Annotated in this window: 14 protein-coding genes; 9 read left to right on the top strand and 5 right to left on the bottom strand. The window is 76.2% G+C overall.

The features are described 5' to 3' along the window. Positions 1–234 precede the first annotated feature (234 nt). The 8 genes from recC to IEW03_RS01660 all read left to right on the top strand — a co-directional run bounded on the left by recC (position 235) and on the right by IEW03_RS01660 (position 13,127). Positions 235–3,711: an exodeoxyribonuclease V subunit gamma gene (gene recC, locus IEW03_RS01625; RefSeq protein WP_188521890.1), complete on the top strand. Its 3,477-nt coding sequence runs from the start codon at positions 235–237 to the stop codon at positions 3,709–3,711. Beyond that, positions 3,708–7,229 carry a UvrD-helicase domain-containing protein gene (locus IEW03_RS01630; RefSeq protein WP_229737307.1) on the top strand — a complete coding sequence of 1,174 codons (3,522 nt, stop codon included), beginning with the start codon at positions 3,708–3,710 and terminating at the stop codon, positions 7,227–7,229. The genes recC and IEW03_RS01630 overlap by 4 nt, the downstream gene beginning before the upstream one ends. Continuing rightward, positions 7,226–9,166: an exodeoxyribonuclease V subunit alpha gene (gene recD / locus IEW03_RS01635; protein WP_188521891.1), complete on the top strand. Its 1,941-nt coding sequence runs from the start codon at positions 7,226–7,228 to the stop codon at positions 9,164–9,166. The genes IEW03_RS01630 and recD overlap by 4 nt, the downstream gene beginning before the upstream one ends. Positions 9,167–9,176: 10 nt before the next feature. Then, the gene (locus IEW03_RS01640) at positions 9,177–9,626 is read left to right on the top strand and encodes an SdpI family protein (protein ID WP_229737324.1); all 450 of its coding nucleotides are present in this window, start codon (positions 9,177–9,179) and stop codon (positions 9,624–9,626) included. 46 nt (positions 9,627–9,672) lie between these two features. Continuing rightward, positions 9,673–10,755: an LLM class flavin-dependent oxidoreductase gene (locus tag IEW03_RS01645; protein ID WP_188521893.1), complete on the top strand. Its 1,083-nt coding sequence runs from the start codon at positions 9,673–9,675 to the stop codon at positions 10,753–10,755. Positions 10,756–10,857: 102 nt separating this feature from the next. Next, complete coding sequence (locus tag IEW03_RS01650) at positions 10,858–11,712, top strand: MBL fold metallo-hydrolase (protein WP_188521894.1); 855 nt, start codon at positions 10,858–10,860, stop codon at positions 11,710–11,712. Positions 11,713–11,764: 52 nt separating this feature from the next. Continuing rightward, complete coding sequence (locus tag IEW03_RS01655) at positions 11,765–12,673, top strand: LLM class flavin-dependent oxidoreductase (RefSeq protein WP_188521895.1); 909 nt, start codon at positions 11,765–11,767, stop codon at positions 12,671–12,673. A 67-nt stretch (positions 12,674–12,740) separates the two neighbouring features. Further along, on the top strand, positions 12,741–13,127 hold the full coding sequence (locus IEW03_RS01660; RefSeq protein ID WP_188521896.1) for a VOC family protein: 387 nt from the start codon (positions 12,741–12,743) through the stop codon (positions 13,125–13,127). Between the two features lie 102 nt (positions 13,128–13,229). Here the strand turns inward: IEW03_RS01660 and IEW03_RS01665 are convergent, their stop codons facing one another. Genes IEW03_RS01665 through purS form a run of 3 tightly spaced genes read right to left on the bottom strand, consistent with a single transcriptional unit; the run spans position 13,230 to position 14,780 of the window. Then, on the bottom strand, positions 13,230–13,763 hold the full coding sequence (locus tag IEW03_RS01665; RefSeq protein WP_188521897.1) for a GNAT family N-acetyltransferase: 534 nt from the start codon (positions 13,761–13,763) through the stop codon (positions 13,230–13,232). 10 nt (positions 13,764–13,773) lie between these two features. Then, positions 13,774–14,493, bottom strand: a complete 720-nt coding sequence (purQ, locus tag IEW03_RS01670) for a phosphoribosylformylglycinamidine synthase subunit PurQ (RefSeq protein WP_188521898.1) — start codon at positions 14,491–14,493, stop codon at positions 13,774–13,776. Next, positions 14,493–14,780: a phosphoribosylformylglycinamidine synthase subunit PurS gene (gene purS, locus IEW03_RS01675; protein ID WP_188521899.1), complete on the bottom strand. Its 288-nt coding sequence runs from the start codon at positions 14,778–14,780 to the stop codon at positions 14,493–14,495. The genes purQ and purS overlap by 1 nt, the downstream gene beginning before the upstream one ends. Positions 14,781–15,014: 234 nt before the next feature. Here purS and IEW03_RS01680 point away from each other — a divergent pair, with 234 nt between their 5' ends. Continuing rightward, a complete protein-coding gene (locus tag IEW03_RS01680; protein WP_188521900.1) occupies positions 15,015–16,589 on the top strand; it encodes an arylsulfotransferase family protein in 1,575 nt (524 codons plus the stop codon). A gap of 43 nt (positions 16,590–16,632) precedes the next feature. Here the strand turns inward: IEW03_RS01680 and IEW03_RS01685 are convergent, their stop codons facing one another. Both IEW03_RS01685 and IEW03_RS01690 read right to left on the bottom strand, forming a co-directional pair. Continuing rightward, entirely contained in the window at positions 16,633–17,601 is a 969-nt protein-coding gene (locus IEW03_RS01685; RefSeq protein ID WP_229737308.1) for a phosphoribosylaminoimidazolesuccinocarboxamide synthase, read from the bottom strand. A gap of 13 nt (positions 17,602–17,614) precedes the next feature. Next, entirely contained in the window at positions 17,615–18,853 is a 1,239-nt protein-coding gene (locus tag IEW03_RS01690) for an ATP-binding protein (RefSeq protein ID WP_188521902.1), read from the bottom strand. Positions 18,854–18,977 lie beyond the last annotated feature (124 nt).

Below are 18,977 nucleotides of genomic sequence, written 5' to 3' on the forward strand. Positions count from 1 at the left end.
CTCACCGCGAGCGACCAGATGCTGCACCTGCCGGGCAGAGACCCCTAGACGCTCGGCAGCCTCGCGAACCGCAACCAACGACATGACAGACAGTTTCGCTGAGGCGAACTCATCGGTCAATACCAAATACCACCACAGTCTTCATCGCGAGCAGCCGGGTCTCGCTCCAGCCACCTTCCGGACGCCTGGGGACCACCGGGGGCCCGTGTCGGCGGGGGCCCGTAGCCTGGCCGCGTGCTGCACATCCACCGCTCCGAGCGCGCCGACGCGCTGGTCGCTCCCCTGGCGGACGTGTTGGCGCAACCCCCCGAGGACCCGTTCACCCCCGACGTCGTCGCGGTGCCCACGCGGGGCATCGAGCGGTGGCTGGCGCAGCGGCTGTCGCACCGGCTCGGCGTCCCCGGGTCACCGGGCGCGGGGCCCTCCGGCGCGGGGGTGTGCGCCAACGTGGACTTCTCGTCGCCGTCGCGGCTCGTCGCGGCCGCGGTCACGGCAGTCACCGGCGTCGAGCCCGACGACGACCCGTGGCGGCGCTCCCGGCTGGTGTGGCCCGTGCTGGAGACGGTCGACGCGTCGCTGGACGAGCCGTGGGCGGCGCCGCTCGCGCGGTACGTCGGCCAGGACGGCGACGGCGTCCGACGCTCGCGCCGGCTCGCCCTCGCGCAGCGCGTGGCGGGCCTCTTCTCCGCGTACGCGCAGCAGCGCCCGAGCCTGCTCGCCGCGTGGCTGGAGGGGCGCGACGACGACGGCGCGGGGGCGCCCGTGCCCGACGACCTGGGGTGGCAGCCGCGCCTGTGGCGGCAGGTGCACGACCGCGTGGACGCGCCGGGGCCGGCCGAGGTGCTGGCGCAGGCGGTCGCCGCGCTGCACACCGACCCCGGGGCCGTCGACCTGCCCGCGCGGCTGTCCGTCTTCGGTCCCACCCGCCTGCCCGAGGACCAGCTGCGCGTGCTGCGCGCGCTCGCCCACCACCGCGACGTGCACCTGTGGCTGCCGCACCCCTCGCCCGCGCTGTGGGACGCGGTCGCCGCGCTGCCCGGCTCCCCGGGCCCGGGCACCCGCCGCGACGACCTGCCCCCGGTGGCGCGGCACCCGCTGCTCGCGTCGACGGCACGCGACTCGGTCGAGCTGCAGCTGCGGCTGTCGGACGGCGGCGGCAGCGGCGTCAGCGACGTGAGCGGCGGGGACGACGGCACGGCCCGCGAGGCGCCGGAGGTCCGGGCGACCTCGCACCCGGCGCCGGCGCCGCCCGCGACGCTGCTCGGCGCGCTGCAGGCGACGCTGCGCGCCGACGACCCCGACCCGGCGCCGCACGACGTCGCCCCCGCGGACCGCAGCGTCCAGGTGCACGCGTGCCACGGGCGCTCCCGCCAGGTCGAGGTGCTGCGCGAGGTCCTCACGGGCCTGTTCGCCGCCGACCCGACGCTCGAGCCCCGCGACGTGATCGTCATGTGCCCGGACGTCGAGGCCTTCGCGCCCCTGGTCACCGCCACCTTCGGGGCCGCCCCCGACGGCGTCACGCAGGTGCACCCGGGCCAGCGCCTGCGGGTCGGGCTGGCCGACCGGGGCCCGGGCGTCGTCAACCCGGTGCTCGGCGTGGTGGCCACGCTGCTGCGCCTCGCCGACGGCCGGGTCACCGCGTCCGAGGTGCTCGACCTGGCCGCGAGCGAGCCCGTGCGCCGCCGCTTCCGGCTGTCGGACGACGACCTGGACCGGTGGCGCGACTGGGCCGTCGAGGTGGGGGTGCGCTGGGGCGAGGACGGGTCGCGGCGGGCCCGCTTCGGCATCGACGCCCGCGTCCGCCAGGGCACCTGGGACGCCGCGCTGGACCGGGTGCTGCTGGGCGTCGCGATGGCCGAGGAGGACTCCCGGTTCGTGGGCCCGGCGCTGCCGCTGGACGACGTGGGGTCCACCGACGTGGAGGTCGCGGGCCGGTTCGCCGAGCTGGTCGCCCGGCTCACCGGGCTGCTGGCCGACCTGGACGGCGAGCACCCGCTCGCGCACTGGCTCGACGTCCTCGACCGGGCCGTGACGCTGCTGACCGACCCCGCCCCCGACGACGCCTGGCAGACCACGGCGGCCCGCCGCGTGCTCGGCGACGTGCGCGCCGCCGGCACCGCCGGCGGTCCCGGCGACGCCGGCGCGGGGCTGCGCCTGGAGGACGTGCGCGCGCTGCTGGCCGACCGGCTCGCCGGCCGGCCCACGCGCGCCGGGTTCCGCACGGGCGCGCTCACCGTGTGCTCGCTGGAGCCGATGCGCGCCGTGCCGCACCGGGTGGTGGTGCTGCTCGGCATGGACGACGGCGCGTTCCCCCGGTCGGCGAACCCGGACGGCGACGACCTGCTCGCCCGCGACGCCTGCCTCGGCGAGCGCGACCGGCGCAGCGAGGACCGGCAGATCTTCCTCGACGCGATCACCGCGGCGCGCGAGCACCTGGTGGTGCTGCACACGGGCGCCGACGAGCGCACGGGGGCCCCGCGCCCGCCCGCGGTGCCCGTCGCCGAGCTCCTCGACGCGCTCGACCGCGTCGGGGCGGCGCCGGGCGGCGCGGTGCGGTCCCAGGTCGTGGTGCGCCACCCGCTGCAGGTGGTGGGCGAGCGGAACTTCGTCCCGGGCGCGCTCGGCGCCACCGGGCCGTTCAGCTTCGACGCCGCCGCGCTCGACGGTGCGCTCGCCGGCCGGGCGGAGCGTGCCGAGCCCGGGCTGCTCGTGCCGCGGCCGCTGACGGTGCCGTCGCCGCCCCCGGGCGACACGGTGGACCTCGACGACCTCGTGGCCCTGCTCGAGCACCCGGTGCGGTGGTTCCTGCGCACGACCCTCGACGTGCGCATCGCGCAGGACGAGGACGAGGTGGACGACCGCCTGCCGCTGACGATGGCGCCGCTGGCCGCGTGGGGCGCCGGCGACCGCATCCTCGCGGCGCTGCTGGCCGGCACCGACCCGGACCGCGCGTTCCAGGCGGAGTGGCGCCGCGGGCAGGCGCCGCCGCGCCGCCTCGGCTTCGCCGCGCTGCGCGACGTCGTCGAGCGGGTGCAGCCGGTGCGCGCGACGGCGCAGCAGGCGACGTCCGTCGGCGAGCCCCGCCCGGTCGACGTGGCCGCCGTCCTCCCGTCCGGGGCGCAGGTCACCGGCACCGTGCCCGGGGTGCACGGCGGCCGCGTGGTGCGCGCCGAGTACTCGCGGCTGGCGCCGAAGCACCGGCTGCGGGCGTGGGTGCAGGTGCTCGCGCTCGCCGCGTCGTCGGGCCGGGCGTCGTCCGGGCCCCCGCCCGGCCAGCAGTGGCACGCCGTCACCGTCGGCCGGGCGCCCGGCCGCGGCGCCAAGGCGGCGTGGAGCCTGCTCGACGCGCCGTCGCCCGACGACGCCGCACGCCTGCTCGACGACCTGGTCGCCCTGCGCGCCGCGGCCCTCCGCGGCCCGCTGCCCCTGCCGCCGGAGGCCGCGCACGCCTACGCCGTCTCCCGCGGCGGCGGCACCGGCGACCCCGGGCAGGCCCTCGGCGAGGCCCGGTACACGTGGAACGGCGGGTTCGAGAAGTCCGACCCGTACCACGTGCTCTGCTGGGGCGACGGCGCCCGGCTCGACGAGTTCGCCGGCGTGCCGGACGACGACGACCGGCGCGCGTCCGGCGACGAGCCCACCCGGTTCGGCGCCCTCGCCCGGCGTGTGTGGGACCCGTTGTTGTCGCACGAGCAGAAGGGCACGTCGTGACCTCCCCCGACGCCGTGACCGGCGCCCCGGACCGCCCCGTCTTCGACGTCTGCGGCCCGCTGCCCGAGGGCACCACGGTGCTGGAGGCGAGCGCCGGCACCGGCAAGACGTTCACCATCGCCGCGCTGGCGACGCGGTTCGTCGCCGAGGGCCGCGCGGAGCTGCGCGAGCTCATGCTGGTGACGTTCGGCCGCGCCGCGACGTCGGAGCTGCGCGATCGCGTCCGCGAGCGCCTGGTGAGCACCGAGCGCGCGCTGCGGGGCCCCGACCCGGCGGCAAGCGACGACCCCGTGGTGGCGCTGCTCGGGGACGTCGACGCGGCCGAGCTGGCCCGACGGCGGGGCCGGCTCACGGCCGCGCTGTCGCAGCTCGACGCGGCCACGATCACCACCACGCACGGCTTCTGCCAGCAGATGCTGGTCGCCCTCGGCATCGCGGCCGACGTCGACCCGGCGGCGACGTTCGTGCCGGACGTCGCCGACCTGGTCCGCGAGGTCGCGGACGACCTGTACGTGCGGCGCTTCGCCGACGAGGCGAAGCCTGCGCTCACGCCGTCCCTGGCCGCCGACCTCGGCCGCGCCGCCGTCAGCGACCACCAGGCCGACGTCGAGCCCGCCGAGGCCGGCGGCGCGCCGCCGTCCACCCTCGGCGCCCTGCGGCAGGCCGTGTCCGCCGAGACCCGCGACGAGACGCTGCGACGCAAGCGCACCCGGCACCTCATGGACTACGACGACCTGCTGGTGATGCTGCGCGACGCCCTCGCCGACCCCGTGCACGGGCCGACCGCCGCCGAGCGCGTGCGGTCGGCGTACCGGGTGGTCATGGTCGACGAGTTCCAGGACACCGACCCCGTGCAGTGGGAGATCCTGCGCACCGCCTTCCACACCCGCCGCACCCTGGTGCTCATCGGTGACCCCAAGCAGGCGATCTACGCCTTCCGCGGCGCCGACGTCGTCGCCTACCTCGACGCGCAGCGGGAGGCGACGACGATCGCGACGCTCGGCACGAGCTGGCGCAGCGACGGCCCGCTGCTGCGCGCCCTGGACACCGTGCTGGGCGGCGCGGCGCTCGGGGACGAGCGCATCGTCGTGCGGCCCGTGGACGCGGCGCACCCGGCGTCGAGGTTCGACGGCGGGCCGCCCCTGCGGCTGCGGCAGGTGACCCGCGGCTCGCTCGGCATCTCCCCCGGCGAGACGCCGGCCGTCGGGGTGCCGCGCGCGCTGGTCGCGGCCGACGTGGCCGCCGACGTCGCCGCACGCCTCGGGCGCGACCGGCTGCTGGACGACGACGGCGGCGAGAGCGAAGGCGGCTGGCGGGCGCTGGAGCCGCGCGACGTCGCCGTGCTGACCCGCACGAACGCGCAGGCCGAGGCGGTGCGCTCGGCGCTGGTCGTGCGGGGCGTGCCCGCGGTCGTGTCGGGGCTGTCCAGCGTGTTCGCCACGCCGTCGGCCCGCGACTGGCTGACGCTGCTGGCCGCGCTCGAGCAGCCGGGCGCGCACGGGCGTGCCGCGGCGCTCGCCCTGACCCCGTTCGTCGGCTGGGACGCCGAACGCCTCGCCACGGCCGGTGACGCCGCCCACGACGCGCTCGCCGACACGGTGCGGCGCTGGTCGCGGCTGCTGGCGACCCGCGGGGTCGCGGCGCTGCAGGAGGCCGTGACACGCGACGGGCTCGCCGAGCGGCTGCTCACGACGACCACGGGCGAGCGCCGGCTCACCGACCTGCGCCACGTCGGCGAGGTGCTGCACGTCGCGGCGGTGACGGAGGGGCTGGGCGCCTCGGCCCTCACCGGGTGGCTGCGCCGCCGCATCCGCGAGGCCGGCGACGACTACGACGAGGAGCGCAGCCGCCGCCTCGAGACGGACGCGGCGGCGGTGCAGGTCGTGACGGTGCACGCGAGCAAGGGCCTGGAGTTCGGCGTCGTGTACGTGCCGTTCGCGTGGGACCGGTTCGAGCAGCAGCGCCCGGAGGTGCTGCGGTTCCACACCGACGACGGGCGGCGCATCCTGCACGTCGGGGGGCCCGGGTCGTTCGGGTACGACGCGGCGCTGGAGCGGCACCGCACCGAGGAGCGCGGCGAGGACCTGCGCCTGCTGTACGTGGCGCTCACGCGCGCCCGCCACCAGGTGGTGGCGCACTGGGCGCCGTCGAAGGCGAACACGGCCAAGGGCGCGCTGACCCGCGTCGTGCTGGCCGACCGCACGCTGGGCGCCGAGCCCGCGCCGCACGCGTCGCAGCAGGCGATGCGGGACGACGCGGTGCGCAGCGCCCTGGGCGGGATCGCCGAGCGGTCCGGCTGGACCGTCGCCGTCGAGGAGGTGCCTGCCTCCCCCGCCACGGAGCGCTGGCGGCCGGCCGGGCGGGAAGCGCCCGCGCTGGACGTGGCGCACCTGGACCGCGTGCCGGACCAGGCGTGGCGCCGCGCGTCGTACTCCGCGCTGACCGCGGCGGCGCACGCCGGTCCCGCGCGGGGCGGTACGGGGTCGGCGGCCGGGGCCGCGACGACGGGCGCCGGGAGCGCCCCCGGCGCGGTCGGCGCCGTGGAGTCCGAGCCGGAGGACGGCGGGCTCCAGGACGAGCCCGACGCCCCCGCCGCGGGGGTGCTCCCCGTCGGGCCGGGCGCCGCCGCGGCCGACGACGCCCCCGGTCGCGACCTCCCGTCGCCCATGTCGGGGCTGCCCGCGGGCACCGGGTTCGGCCTCCTGGTGCACGAGGTGCTGGAGTACGCCGACACGTCCGCGCCGGACCTGCAGGCCGAGCTGCTCGCCCGGTGCGCGGCCGCGGCGACCACGCGCGTGCCCGGGACCGACCCCGGCGAGCTCGCCGCCGCCCTCGGCGTCGTCGCCCGCACCCCGCTGGGGCCGCTCGCCGCGGGGCGCACGCTCGCCGACGTCGCCCCCGCCGACCGGCTCGCCGAGCTCGAGTTCGAGCTGCCCCTGGCGGGCGGGGACGGCGACGCGGGCACGACGTCGGCCGGCGCGAGCCTCGCCGACGTCGCCGCGCTGCTCGCCGCGCACCTGGGCGAGGGCGACCCCTTCGCCGCATACCCGGCCGACCTCGCGGCCCTCGCCGCCGCCGACCCGGCCGAGCGCCGGCTGCGCGGCTACCTCACGGGGTCGATCGACGCGGTGCTGCGGGTGCCCGGCGACCAGACCGACGACGGCGCGCCCCGCTTCCTCGTCGTGGACTACAAGACGAACCGGCTGGGCGTGCCCGACACCCCGCTCACCGCGCACGACTACCGGCCCGAGGCCACCGTCGAGGCGATGCGGCACGCGCACTACCCGCTGCAGCTCGTGCTCTACCTCGTCGCGCTGCACCGCTACCTGCGCTGGCGGCTGCCCGGCTACGACCCCGACGTGCACCTGGGCGGCGGGCTGTACCTGTTCGTGCGCGGCATGTGCGGGCCCGCCACGCCCACGGGCCCGGACGGGTCGCCGTTCGGCGTCGTGGCGTGGACGCCGCCGTCCGGCCTGGTGCCCGCGCTGTCCGACCTGCTCGACGGAGGGACCGCATGACCGCCGACACCCTCGCCGGGGACGTGCGCGTCGCCGTCGCCGCCCCCGAGCTGCTCGCGGCGTTCAACGCGGCCGGGGTCGTCGCCGCGACGGACGTGCACGTCGCGACGCGCCTCGGCCGGCTCACGGACGAGCAGGACCCGACGGTGCTGCTCGCCGTGGCCCTCGTCGTGCGGGCGCTGCGCGGGGGGTCGGTGTGCGTGCGCCTCGACGACGCGGACGAGCTGGCCGCCCTCGCCCTCCCCGAGGACACCGACCCGGCGGGCGACCGCGGCGCCCCGCCCGCCGACCCGCCGCCCTGGCCCGAGCACGCGGCCTGGGTGCGGGCGATCGAGGCGAGCCCGCTCGTCGCCGCCGGCGTGGCCGGGCCCGCGGACCGGCCCGCGCGCTGGGTCGGCGGGCGTCTCTACCTCGACCGGTACTGGCGCGACGAGCTCACGGTGCGCCGCCTGGTCGACGCGCGCCTGGTCGCGCCGCCGCTGACGGTGGACCAGGCGCGCCTCGACGCCGCGCTGGCGCGGCTGTTCCCCGGCGCGAGCGACGTGCGCCAGCGGCTCGCCGCCGAGCACGCCGCCGGGCGCCGGCTCACCGTACTCACGGGCGGGCCCGGCACCGGCAAGACGACGACGGTGGCGCGGCTCCTCGCCGTCCTGCAGGACGGCGACGGCCCGCCGCTGCGCGTCGCGCTCGCGGCTCCGACGGGCAAGGCGGCGGCGCGCCTGCAGGAGGCGGTGCGCGACGTCGTCACCGACCTCGACCCGCAGGACCGGGACCGCACGGGCAGCCCCGAGGCCACGACCGTGCACCGGCTGCTCGGCTACCGCAGCGCGACCCGCTTCCGGCACCACGCGGGCCACCACCTGCCCCACGACGTCGTCGTGGTCGACGAGACCTCCATGGTGCCGCTGTCCCTCATGGCCCGGCTGCTGGAGTCGCTGCGTCCCGACGCCCGGCTGGTGCTCGTCGGCGACCCGGACCAGCTCGCCTCCGTCGAGGCCGGCGCCGTCCTCGGCGATCTGGTCGCGCGCCCGCCCGTGGCGGCGCCCGTCGAGACGCGGACCGACCGGTCCGACCGACCCGCCGACGACCTCGACGGCCTCGACGACGAGGCGCGCGCGGGCGTGGGCAACGGCGTCGTGCGGCTCGTGACGGTGCACCGCCAGGGCTCCGACTCCGCGATCCTGCCGCTCGCGGCGGCGATCCGCGACGGCGACGCCGACACCGTGCTGGACGTCCTGCGCGCCGGGACCGGCGGCGTCGAGCTGGTGGAGGCCGACACCGAGCGCCTCGACGAGCACGCCGTCGCGGGGCTCCGGGACGACGCGATCGACGCCGGGCGCCGGCTCGTGTCCGCCGCGCGCGCCGGCGACGCCGCCGGGGCGCTCGACGCGCTGGCGGCGCACCGGGTGATGGTCGCCCACCGCCGCGGTCCGGTGGGCGTCGCCCGCTGGGCGGCGCAGGTCGAGGCGTGGGTCGAGGAGGCCACGGCCGGCGTCGCCGCGCCCGCGCACGCCTCGACCCCGTGGGTCGTCGGCCGCCCGCTGCTGGTGACCAGCAACGACGCCGAGGTCGGCCTGTACAACGGCGACACCGGCGTGCTCGTCGCCGAGGGCGAGGCGGCGCCGGCGGGCGACGCGGGCGCGGTGGTGGCGGTGTTCGGCGACCCGCGCGCGCCGCTGCGGGTGCGCACGCACCGGCTGCCGCCGGTGGAGACGGTGCACGCGATGACGGTGCACCGTGCGCAGGGCAGCCAGTTCCGCCGCGTGTCGCTCATCCTGCCGCCCGCCACGTCGCCGCTGCTGACCCGCGAGCTGCTGTACACGGCGGTGACCCGCGCCCAGGAGCTCGTGCGCGTGGTGGCGACCGCCGACGCCGTGCGGGCCGCCGTCGGGCACCCGGTACGGCGCGCGAGCGGCCTGCGCGACCCCCTCCCCTGACCCACCCGTGATGCTGTCGGTCGCGCCGATGGTGACTGGTCGCGACGCCGGCCGATGGCTAAGGTCTTCGGCGATGGACGAGGACCTGGTCGCGAGGATCGTGCTGTCCGTCGTCATGCTCGGCTCGGGCGTGCTGCTGGTGTGGATGGCCCGTGCCGCAGCGTCAGGGAAGCTGAAGCGCAACCAGGTCGCGGGCATCCGCATCCCGAGCACCATGTCGAGCGATGAAGCCTGGCTGGCGGCTCACGTCCGTGCAAAGCGACCGACGATGTTCGCGGGACTCGCGTCGATGGCGAGCGCGGTGTTCGCTCTCCTCCCAGTGTCCGTGCCACTCGTGGTCACCGGGGTGTCCGTGGGGTGCGTGGTGATGCTCGGTCTCGTGCTCTACGGCGCCCGGGTCGGCAGTCGAGCAGCGCAGCAGGTGACGGCGACCCGCGACGCAGCCGCGGAGCAGCTGTGACGACGTCGGCGGAATGTCGCCCGCCGGCTCCCGGTTGACCTGGGCGATGAACACCGCCGGCCCCGCCTCCCCGCACCCCGCCCCCACGACCCCGCGCCTGAGCGTCCTGGACCTCGTCCCGGTCCGCACCGGGCAGACCAGCGCCCAGGCGCTCGCGTCGTCGCTCGCGCTGGTGCGCCGCGCCGACGAGCTCGGCTTCGAGCGGTACTGGTTCGCCGAGCACCACAACATGGCCGCGGTGGCGGCGTCGACCCCGCCGGTGATGATCGCCGCGGCCGCGGGCGTCACCGAGCGCATCCGGGTGGGCTCCGGGGGCGTGATGCTGCCCAACCATGCGCCGCTCGTCGTCGCCGAGCAGTTCGCCGCGCTTGAGGCGCTCGCGCCGGGGCGGGTCGACCTCGGCCTCGGCCGCGCGCCCGGCTCGGACCCGGTGGTCACCGCGCTGCTGCGCCAGTCCGGGCCGACGTCGGACGTCGAGCGCTTCCCGCAGCACGTGCGCGACATCCTGGCGCTCATGAGCCCCGAGGGTGCCGCGCTGCGCCTCGGCGACGGCAACATCTACGACGTGCACGCCACCCCCGCGGCGGACGGCGCCCCCACCGTGTGGCTGCTGGGCTCGAGCGACTACTCGGCCCGCCTGGCCGCCGAGCTGGGGCTGCCGTACGTCTTCGCCAACCACTTCTCCGGCGCCGGCATCGAGCAGGTGCTGGCCCTGTACCGCGACGGCTACCGCCCCAGCGCCGCCCACCCCGAGCCGGAGACCTTCCTCACCGTCAACGCCGTCGTGGCGCCCACCGCCGACGAGGCGCACCAGCGCGCGCTGCCCCAGCTGCGCTCCATGGCGCGGCTGCGCACGGGCAAGCCGATGGGGCGCGCCGAGACGGTCGAGGAGGCGCTCGCCGCCCCGCTGGACGGCATGGGCGAGCAGGTGATCGCCGACATGCGCTCCCGCTGGATCATCGGCGAGCCGCACCAGGCCGCGGCGCAGGTGCGCGACCTCGCCACCCGGCACGGCGCCGACGAGGTGATGGTCGTGCCCGTGGCCGGCACCTACGAGGCCGAGCCCCTCGACGCCACTCCGGGCCGCGGGCAGACACTGGAGCTGCTGGCCGGCGCCCTCGCGTCCTGACGGGGGCGCACCCGGGTCGGCAGTCCGCACGCGGATCGGCGATCATGGGTGCCGGTCCGAGCGCGTCGTGCCGGACCGACCGTCGCACGAGAGCGAGTCCCCATGCACCACGTGACCGTCGTCCGCGCCGACAACCCCGGCCCGATGACGCTGGACGGCACGCGCTCGTACGTGCTGCGCGCGCCGGGATCGTCGTCGTGCGTGGTCGTGGACCCGGGTCCGGACGACGAGGGCCACCTCGAGTCGCTCGCCGCCGCGGGGCCGGTGGAGCTGGTGCTGATCACCCACCGGCACGCCGACCACACCGCCGGGTCGGCGCGGCTGCACGCGCTGACGGGCGCGCCCGTGCGCGCCGTCGACCCGGAGCACTGCCACGGCGGCGAGCCGCTGCGCCGCGGCGAGCGGGTCGCCGCGGGCGGGGTGCGGGTCGACGTCATCGCGACGCCGGGCCACACCGCGGACTCGGTGTGCTTCCTCGTCGCGGCGCCCGGCGAGCCCCACGTCGTGCTCACCGGCGACACCGTGCTCGGCCGCGGCACCACGGTGATCGCCGAGCCCGACGGGTCGTTGGGCGACTACCTCGCGTCGCTGGACCGGCTGGAGCACATGGCCGTCGCCCTCGCGCCCGCCCCCGGCTCCCCCGTGCCGGGGCTGCCGGCGCACGGCCCGGCCGTGGACGACCTGGCCGACCGGGTGCGCGCGTACCGGGCGCACCGGCACGAGCGGCTCGCCCAGGTCCGCGCGGCGCTCGACGCGCTCGGGGTGCCGGCGGGCGCCGACGACGGCGCCTCGGTCGACCGGGCAGACCGGGCAGCCCTGGTCGACCGCGTCACCGCTCTCGTGTACGCGGACGTCGACCCGTCGGTGCTGGGGGCCGCCCGGCAGAGCGTGGCCGCGCAGCTCACCTACCTCGCCCTCGCGGCCGAGCGCGACCGCGGGCACCCGAGCGCCAGCTGAGGCCGACCACGCGCGCGCTGCCGCTGTCGGTGCCGCCGTGCACGATGGGGGCATGACGGTCACCGCTGCCCCTCGTGCCGACGAGCCCCCTGTCCGCCTCGGTGTGGCGTTCGTCCCCACCCAGCCGCCGGAGACCCTCCGTACCCTCGCCACGACCGCGGAGGCGGCCGGTCTCGACGAGCTGTGGGTCTGGGAGGACTGCTTCAAGCAGAGCGGGGTGGCCTCGGCGAGCGCCGCGCTGGCGTGGACGGAACGGATCCGGGTGGGGATCGGCCTGCTGCCCGCCCCGCTGCGCAGCACGGCGATCACGGCGATGGAGCTCGCGACGCTCGCGCGGCTGTTCCCCGGCCGCTTCGTCCCCGCCGTCGGCCACGGGGTCCAGGAGTGGATGGCCCAGGCCGGCGTGCGGGCGGACTCGCCGCTCACCCTGCTGCGGGAGCACACCGAGGCGCTGCACAGCCTCCTCGCCGGCGAGGAGGTGACGACGTCGGGCCGCTACGTCCGGCTCGACGGCGTCCGCCTGGAGTGGCCGGCGCCCGACGTGCCGATCGTGATGGGCGGCGTGGGGCCGCGCTCCCTCGCTCTGGCGGGCGAGCTCGGCGACGCCCTGATCCTCGCGAACGCGCTCACGCCCGACGACGTCCGCGCGGCCGCCGAGACGGCCGCCGCGGGGGCGCAGCGGTCCGGCTGGCCCGCTCCGCCCGTGTACGCCACGCTCATCGCCGCGACCGGGCCGGACGCGCAGGCACGCCTGGACGCGGAGCTCCCGCAGTGGGGCGCCGCCCCCGGGCAGGGCGTCGGCGCGGCCGGCGACGCGAGGGCGATCGCCGACGGCGTGCTGCGGCTCGCCGCCGCGGGCGCGACCTCCGTCACGATCCAGCCGCTCGCCGACGAGCCCGACCTCGAGGGCTTCGTCCACATGCTCGGCCGCGAGGTGCGGCCGTTGCTCGCCGACGGCTGACACCGTCCCCCGGGCCGCCGCACCCGCGACGGCCGGAACGACCGACCGACCGACCGAGGAGTGCACCATGGACTGGAAGATCGAGCTGATCCACGTGCCCGTGAGCGACGTGGACCGGGCCAAGGAGTTCTACGAGCGCGTGGGCTTCCACGCCGACCACGACCACCGGGTCGACGACGAGGTGCGGTTCGTGCAGATGACGCCCCCGGGCTCGGCGTGCTCCATCGCCTTCGGCACCGGCATCGGCGGCAAGCTCGCCCCGGGCGCCCAGGACACCATCCAGGTGGTCGTGGCCGACGCGGACGAGGCGCTGGCCCAGCTGCGTGGCGCCGGCGTCGAGGCTCGGGGCGTGGACGACCAGCCGTGGGGCCGGTTCGTCACCTTCGACGACCCCGACGGCAACTCGTGGACCCTGCAGCAGCTTCCGGCATGGTCCGCGGGCGCCTCCGGCTGAGGCGGAGACGCAGCGCAGGGTGGGGCCGAGGAACGAGGCACCCGCCCGCAGCGGAGTCGCAGACTCGGCCGGTGAAGGCCCGGCTGAGCCCCCGTCCCGTCGTCAGAGACGCTTGCCGTAGGAGCGCTGCTCGGGCTCCCCGGCGAACTTGCCGTACGGCTCGATCGGCTCGAACCCGAGGGCGGTGTAGAGGCCGATCGCCTCGGGCTGCGCCGTCCCGGTCTCGAGCACGAGCCGCCGGAAGCCGACGCGACGCACGGACCGCTCCAGCTCGGCCATGAGCTGTCGCGCGAGCCCGCGGCCGCGGAACGCCGGGTCGACGTAGACGCGCTTGACCTCGCCGGTGGCGGCAGGGTGCAGGGTGCCGCGGCCGCGCAGGTCGTCGGTGCCCGACACGTCGCGCACGCTGCCGCAGCCGGCCGGGGCGCCGTCCACCCGGACCAGCAGGGTGACGACGACGCTCGCGGGGTCGATGACCTCCTTGGCGTCCTCGTCCCCGCCGTATCGGCGGCCGAGGTCGGCGACCGCCTCCGCCCGCAGCGCGACGGCCACGGGGTCGTCCCAGGCGACGGCGTCGATCGTGACGACCGGGCCGTCACCGGTGGTGCCCTGCGGCACGTGCGTGAGCGTGCTCATCGGCGGCGCCTCACGCACGCACGAGGGAGGCCAGCACGGACGTGAAGAACGTCAGCCCGTCCGTCCCCGCGCGGGGTCCGGTCTCGCCCGCGGGCCCGAAGCCCTGCTCGACGGCGTGCTCGGGGTGCGGCATGAGGCCCACCACGTTGCCGCGCTCGTTCGTGATGCCGGCGATGTCGCGGCGCGAGCCGTTCGGGTTCCAGCCGGTGTAGCGGAACACGACACGCCCGTCGCCCTCGAGCTCGTCGAGGGTGCGCTCGTCGGCCACGAACTGCCCGTCCTGGTTCTTCAGCGGGATGGTGATCTGCTGGCCGGGCGCGTACTGGTTGGTCCACGCGGTCGACGTGTTCTCCACCGTGAGCACCTGCTCGCGGCAGACGAAGCGCAGGTGGTCGTTCTTCACCATCGACCCGGGCAGCAGGTGGGCCTCCGTGAGGACCTGGAAGCCGTTGCAGATGCCGAGCACCGGCATGCCGCCCTTGGCGGCGTCGACGACGGAGTCCATCGCCGGGGCGAACCGCGAGATCGCGCCGGCGCGCAGGTAGTCGCCGTAGGAGAAGCCGCCGGGCAGCACCACCGCGTCCACGCCGCGCAGGTCGGCGTCCGCGTGCCACAGCGACACCGGCTCACCGCCGGCGAGGCGCACGGCCCGTGCGGCGTCGCGGTCGTCGAGCGTGCCGGGGAAGGTGACGACGCCGATCCGGGCCGAGGCGAGGGTCTCGCCGGTCATCAGGCGACGCCCTCGGCGGTGATCGTCCCGGCGGCGTCGGTGGCCGCGTCCGCGACGCGCACGACGTCCTCGATGATCGGGTTCGACAGCAGCGTCTCGGCGGCCTGCTGCGCCGCGGCGAGCACCTCCGGCGTCACCTCGCCGTCGACCTCCAGCTCGAACCGCTTGCCCTGACGCGCCCCCGTGAACTGGGTGAAGCCGAGGCGGGGCAGGGCCCCGACGACGGCCTTGCCCTGGGGGTCCAGGATCTCGGGCTTGGGCATGACCTCGACGACGACGCGTCCCACAGGTGCTCCTCGAATCGTTGACCGGGCGGTCGGGGCGGCCGCCGCTCCGGGATCCCGGCACACGGCGCCTGACGGGACGAGGCGCGCGTGACGAGCGGGAGCACGGCGGCGGGATTCCGCGTCGAGTCTACCCGGCGCCCCGGGTCCGCCCGACCGAGCCGCCTCGTCGTCCCTGAGGCGCGGGTCCGGGCGTCCGGGTGGCGCACCCACGCTCCGGCACGGCAGGCTCGAGCCATGACCCTGCACCGCTCCCGCGGCCCGCGCTCACCGCGACGGCGCCGGGCCGCGGCTGCGGCGGCCGCCGGGGCCCTCCTGCTCCCGCTCGCGGCCTGCGCCGAGGACGCGACCGAGCAGGACGCGCCGGAGCCGGCCCCCCGGGTGTTCCGCACCGTCGACATGACGGCGCCGCCGCTGCCCGTCACCGATGGTCCTGCTGCCACGGCCGACGACTCGGACCACCTCTACGTCCTCGCGCCCAAGAAGGAGGCCGAGCCCCACCTGGGCGGCCTGATCGTGGACGCCACGGGCGAGCCGGTGTGGATCGACCCGGCCGAGCGGCCGACGTACGACTTCCGCGTGCAGGAGTACCGGGGCGAGCCGGTCCTGACCTACTACGCCGGCGACTCCGACTTCGTGGGGCACGGGACGGGCGACATCCACCTCCTCGACACCGCGTACGAGGAGATCGCGACCGTCACGACGGGCGGGGACCTCGAGCCGCACCGGGCCGACCTGCACGACTCCACGATCACGCCCGAGGGCACGATGCTGCTCCTGTCCTACCCGGTCGTGCAGCACGACCTGACAGCCGTCGGCGGCGACGCGGACGGTTATGTGTTCGACGGCGTCGTGCAGGAGGTCGACATCGCCACGGGCAGGGTGGTGCACACCTGGTCAGCCCTGGACCACGTCGACCTCGCCGACACGTACGGCACTCTCGAGCCCGCGGACGGGGAGGGCGGCGGCGAGGGCAGCGCGGAGAGCGGCGACGGCCAGGACGAGGCCCCGGCGGGGACGAGGGAGAACCCGTTCGACTTCTTCCACGTGAACTCCGCGACCCTCACCCCCGACGGCGACCTGCTGATCTCGAGCCGGCAGCACCACGCGCTGTACGTCGTCGACCGCTCCAGCGGCGAGGTCCGCTGGACGCTCGGCGGGAAGGCCTCGGACTTCGCGATGGAGGGCTCGGGGGACGACGACGAGCCCGGGGCCGGAGCCCAGTTCGCCTGGCAGCACGACGCGCAGTGGCACGACGACGGCACCGTCACGGTGTTCGACAACCAGGGCAACCCCCCGGTCGGCACGCACTCGCGCGGCCTGCGCCTGGACGTCGACACGGAGGCCATGACCGCGTCGGTGGTCCAGGAGTGGCTGCCCAGCGACCCTGACCGGCTCGCCGGGAGCCAGGGGAACCTGCAGGTGCTCGACAACGGGAACGTCGTCGTCGGCTGGGGCGACGCCCGGTGGACCAGCGAGTACACCGGCGACGGCGAGCTCGTCCGCGAGTTCCCGCTGCTGGGCGGCGAGACCTACCGGGCCTACCGGTTCGACTGGCACGCGGCGCCGTCCGACCCGCCGGCCGTCGTGGTCGACGGCGACACGGCGTACGTGAGCTGGAACGGCGCGACCGACGTCGCGAGCTGGCGGTTGGTCGCCGGCACCGACGCGGGCTCGGCGAAGGAGGTCGCGACCGTCCCCCGGTCCGGGTTCGAGACGGCCGTGTCCCCGGTGCCCGAGGACGCGGGGTACGTCGCCCTCGAGGCGCTCGACGCCGACGGCGCGGTGCTGGGCACCGGCACCCCGGAGTAGGCGCGGCGGGCCCAGGTCAGAGCGGGTTCAGGTCAGAGCGGGATCAGGTCAGGGCGGTACCGGTGAGGCGCTCGTACGCCTCGAGGTAGCGGTCCTGGGTGCGGCGCACGACGTCGTCGGGCAGCGCCGGCGGGGGCGTGTCCGACGACCGGTCCCACCCGGAGCCCGGGGACGTCAGCCAGTCGCGCACGTCCTGCTTGTCGAAGCTCGGCTGCGAGCGGCCCGGCTCCCACCGGTCGGCCGGCCAGAAGCGCGACGAGTCGGGGGTGAGCACCTCGTCGCCGAGCACCGTGGCGCCCGTCGCCGGGTCCACCCCGAACTCCAGCTTCGTGTCCGCGAGGATCACGCCGCGCTCGCGGGCGATCTCCTCCGCGCGGGCGTAGACGGCGAGGGTCAGGTCGCGCAGGCGGGCGGCGGCCTCGCCCCCGACCTGGCGCGCGACCTCGGCGAACGTCACGTTCTCGTCGTGCTCGCCCACCTCGGCCTTGGTGGCGGGGGTGAAGATCGGCTCGGGCAGCCGGGACCCGTCCACCAGGCCCGCGGGCAGCGGGATGCCCGTGACCTGCCCGTTCGTGCGGTACTCCGCCAGGCCGGAGCCCGTGAGGTACCCGCGTGCCACGCACTCGACGGGGAACATCTCCAGCCGGCGGCAGATCATCGCGCGCCCGGCGACGACGTCGGGCACCAGGCCGTCGCCCGGCTCCGCGCTCGCCTCGGTCGACACCACGTGGTTGTCCACGACGTCGGCGAGCTGGTCGAACCACCACAGGCTGAGCTGGGTGAGCACCACGCCCTTGTCGGGGATCCCCGGGTCCAGGACGTGGTCGAACGCGGAGATGCGGTCGGACGCCACCACGAGCACGACGTCCCCCAGCGGGTGCGCCCCGCCGAGGACCGGCAGGTCGGGCTCGTACAGGTCGCGGACCTTGCCGGAGTAGACGTGGCGCCAGCCCGGCAGGTCGAGCGGGCCGCCCGCGAAGGCGTCGGACTGGGGTTCTCGCGTCTCCGTCACGGCGCCCAGTCTCTCACCGCCAGATCGAGGCGATCGGCATCGCCCAGATCCGGTCGCCGAGCGGGTAGACGAGCCTTCCCGTATGGAACACGATCCCCCGTCGGAACGCATCGCCGAGCTCGTCGCGCAACCAGGCCAGATGGCGGGCATCGCGCGCGCTCGGCCCGCCGCCGGCCTTGATCTCGATCCCCACGACGTCACCACGCCGGGACTCCAACAGCAGGTCGACCTCGTGCCGCCCCGAGCTGTCGCGAAGGTGGTGCGCCACCGTCCGAGTCCTGCTCAGCCGGAACAACGGGCGCAGCTGAGCCGCCACGAACGAATCGAGGACACGCCCCAGGAGGTCAGCGCTGCGGACGACGCCCTCTCCGTCGATCCCTGACAGCCACATGGCGAGTCCGGTGTCGACGACGTGATATTTGGGGCCCTTGACCAGCCTGCTGAGACGGTTCGAGTGCCACGCGGGCAGTCGCTCGACGATCCCTAGGTCCTCAAGCAGATCGAGGTGCACCCGAACGGTCTTTGCGTCGGCGCCGGCTGCGGACGTCAGCGTCTGCAATGTCGGCAGACCTGCGGTGTTCAAGGCGATGGCACGCAAGAGGTCGATCATGCGGCGCGGTGCCCGGACCTCGGCCAGGCTGAGGACGTCCCGCCCGACGAGCTGTTCGATGTATCCGTCGAACCATTCCTCGCGAGCACGGGGTGATCGTCGGACTGCTTCCGGAAATCCCCCCTCCGCGGCCCAGGCTGCGTAGTCGAAGATCGTCGGAGCACCGGGCATCTCCCCCGCTTCTTCGGTCTCCGAGGAGAAGATCCGGTCGATGAACGAGAGCGCGCTGTCGGAGCGCTCCTTCTCGCCCATCGCGAGCCCGTACAGAGTGATCGGCGTCACCCGGCCCGTACCCGGCCACGACTCTCCGGACCGACGCGCACGGACGCTGCCCGTGATGAGGAAACGCCCGTCCCCTTTTCCTGCGTCGACCGAGCGCTTGACGGCCGCCATCGACTCCGGGACCTCCTGCCACTCGTCCAGGAGGATCGGTTCCGGCAGCCGTTCGAGGAACGCGTCCGGCTGCCCGGCGAAGGCCGCAGCCTGCTCCGGTTCGTCGAGGCGGACGACTGAATTTGCGCGCCGGAGCGCGCTCGTCGACTTTCCGCAGCCACGGGGTCCGGTGAGCATCACCGCCGGGAGCTCGTCGAAGACCTCGTCCAGGTAGGCATCGATATAGCGCTCCAGGTACGCACCGGGCATCGTCGTCCCTCTCCGTTGGCGACTGCCACCGGACACTGAGCCTAATCCCGATTCTGCACAGGTGCTAGTCCCTGTTCTGCACAGGTGCTAGTCCCTGTTCTGAACAGGCGCGCAAGTCCCTCTT

Origin of the sequence: Isoptericola cucumis, assembly GCF_014635665.1 — a bacterium.
Lineage (GTDB): Bacteria > Actinomycetota > Actinomycetes > Actinomycetales > Cellulomonadaceae > Isoptericola > Isoptericola cucumis.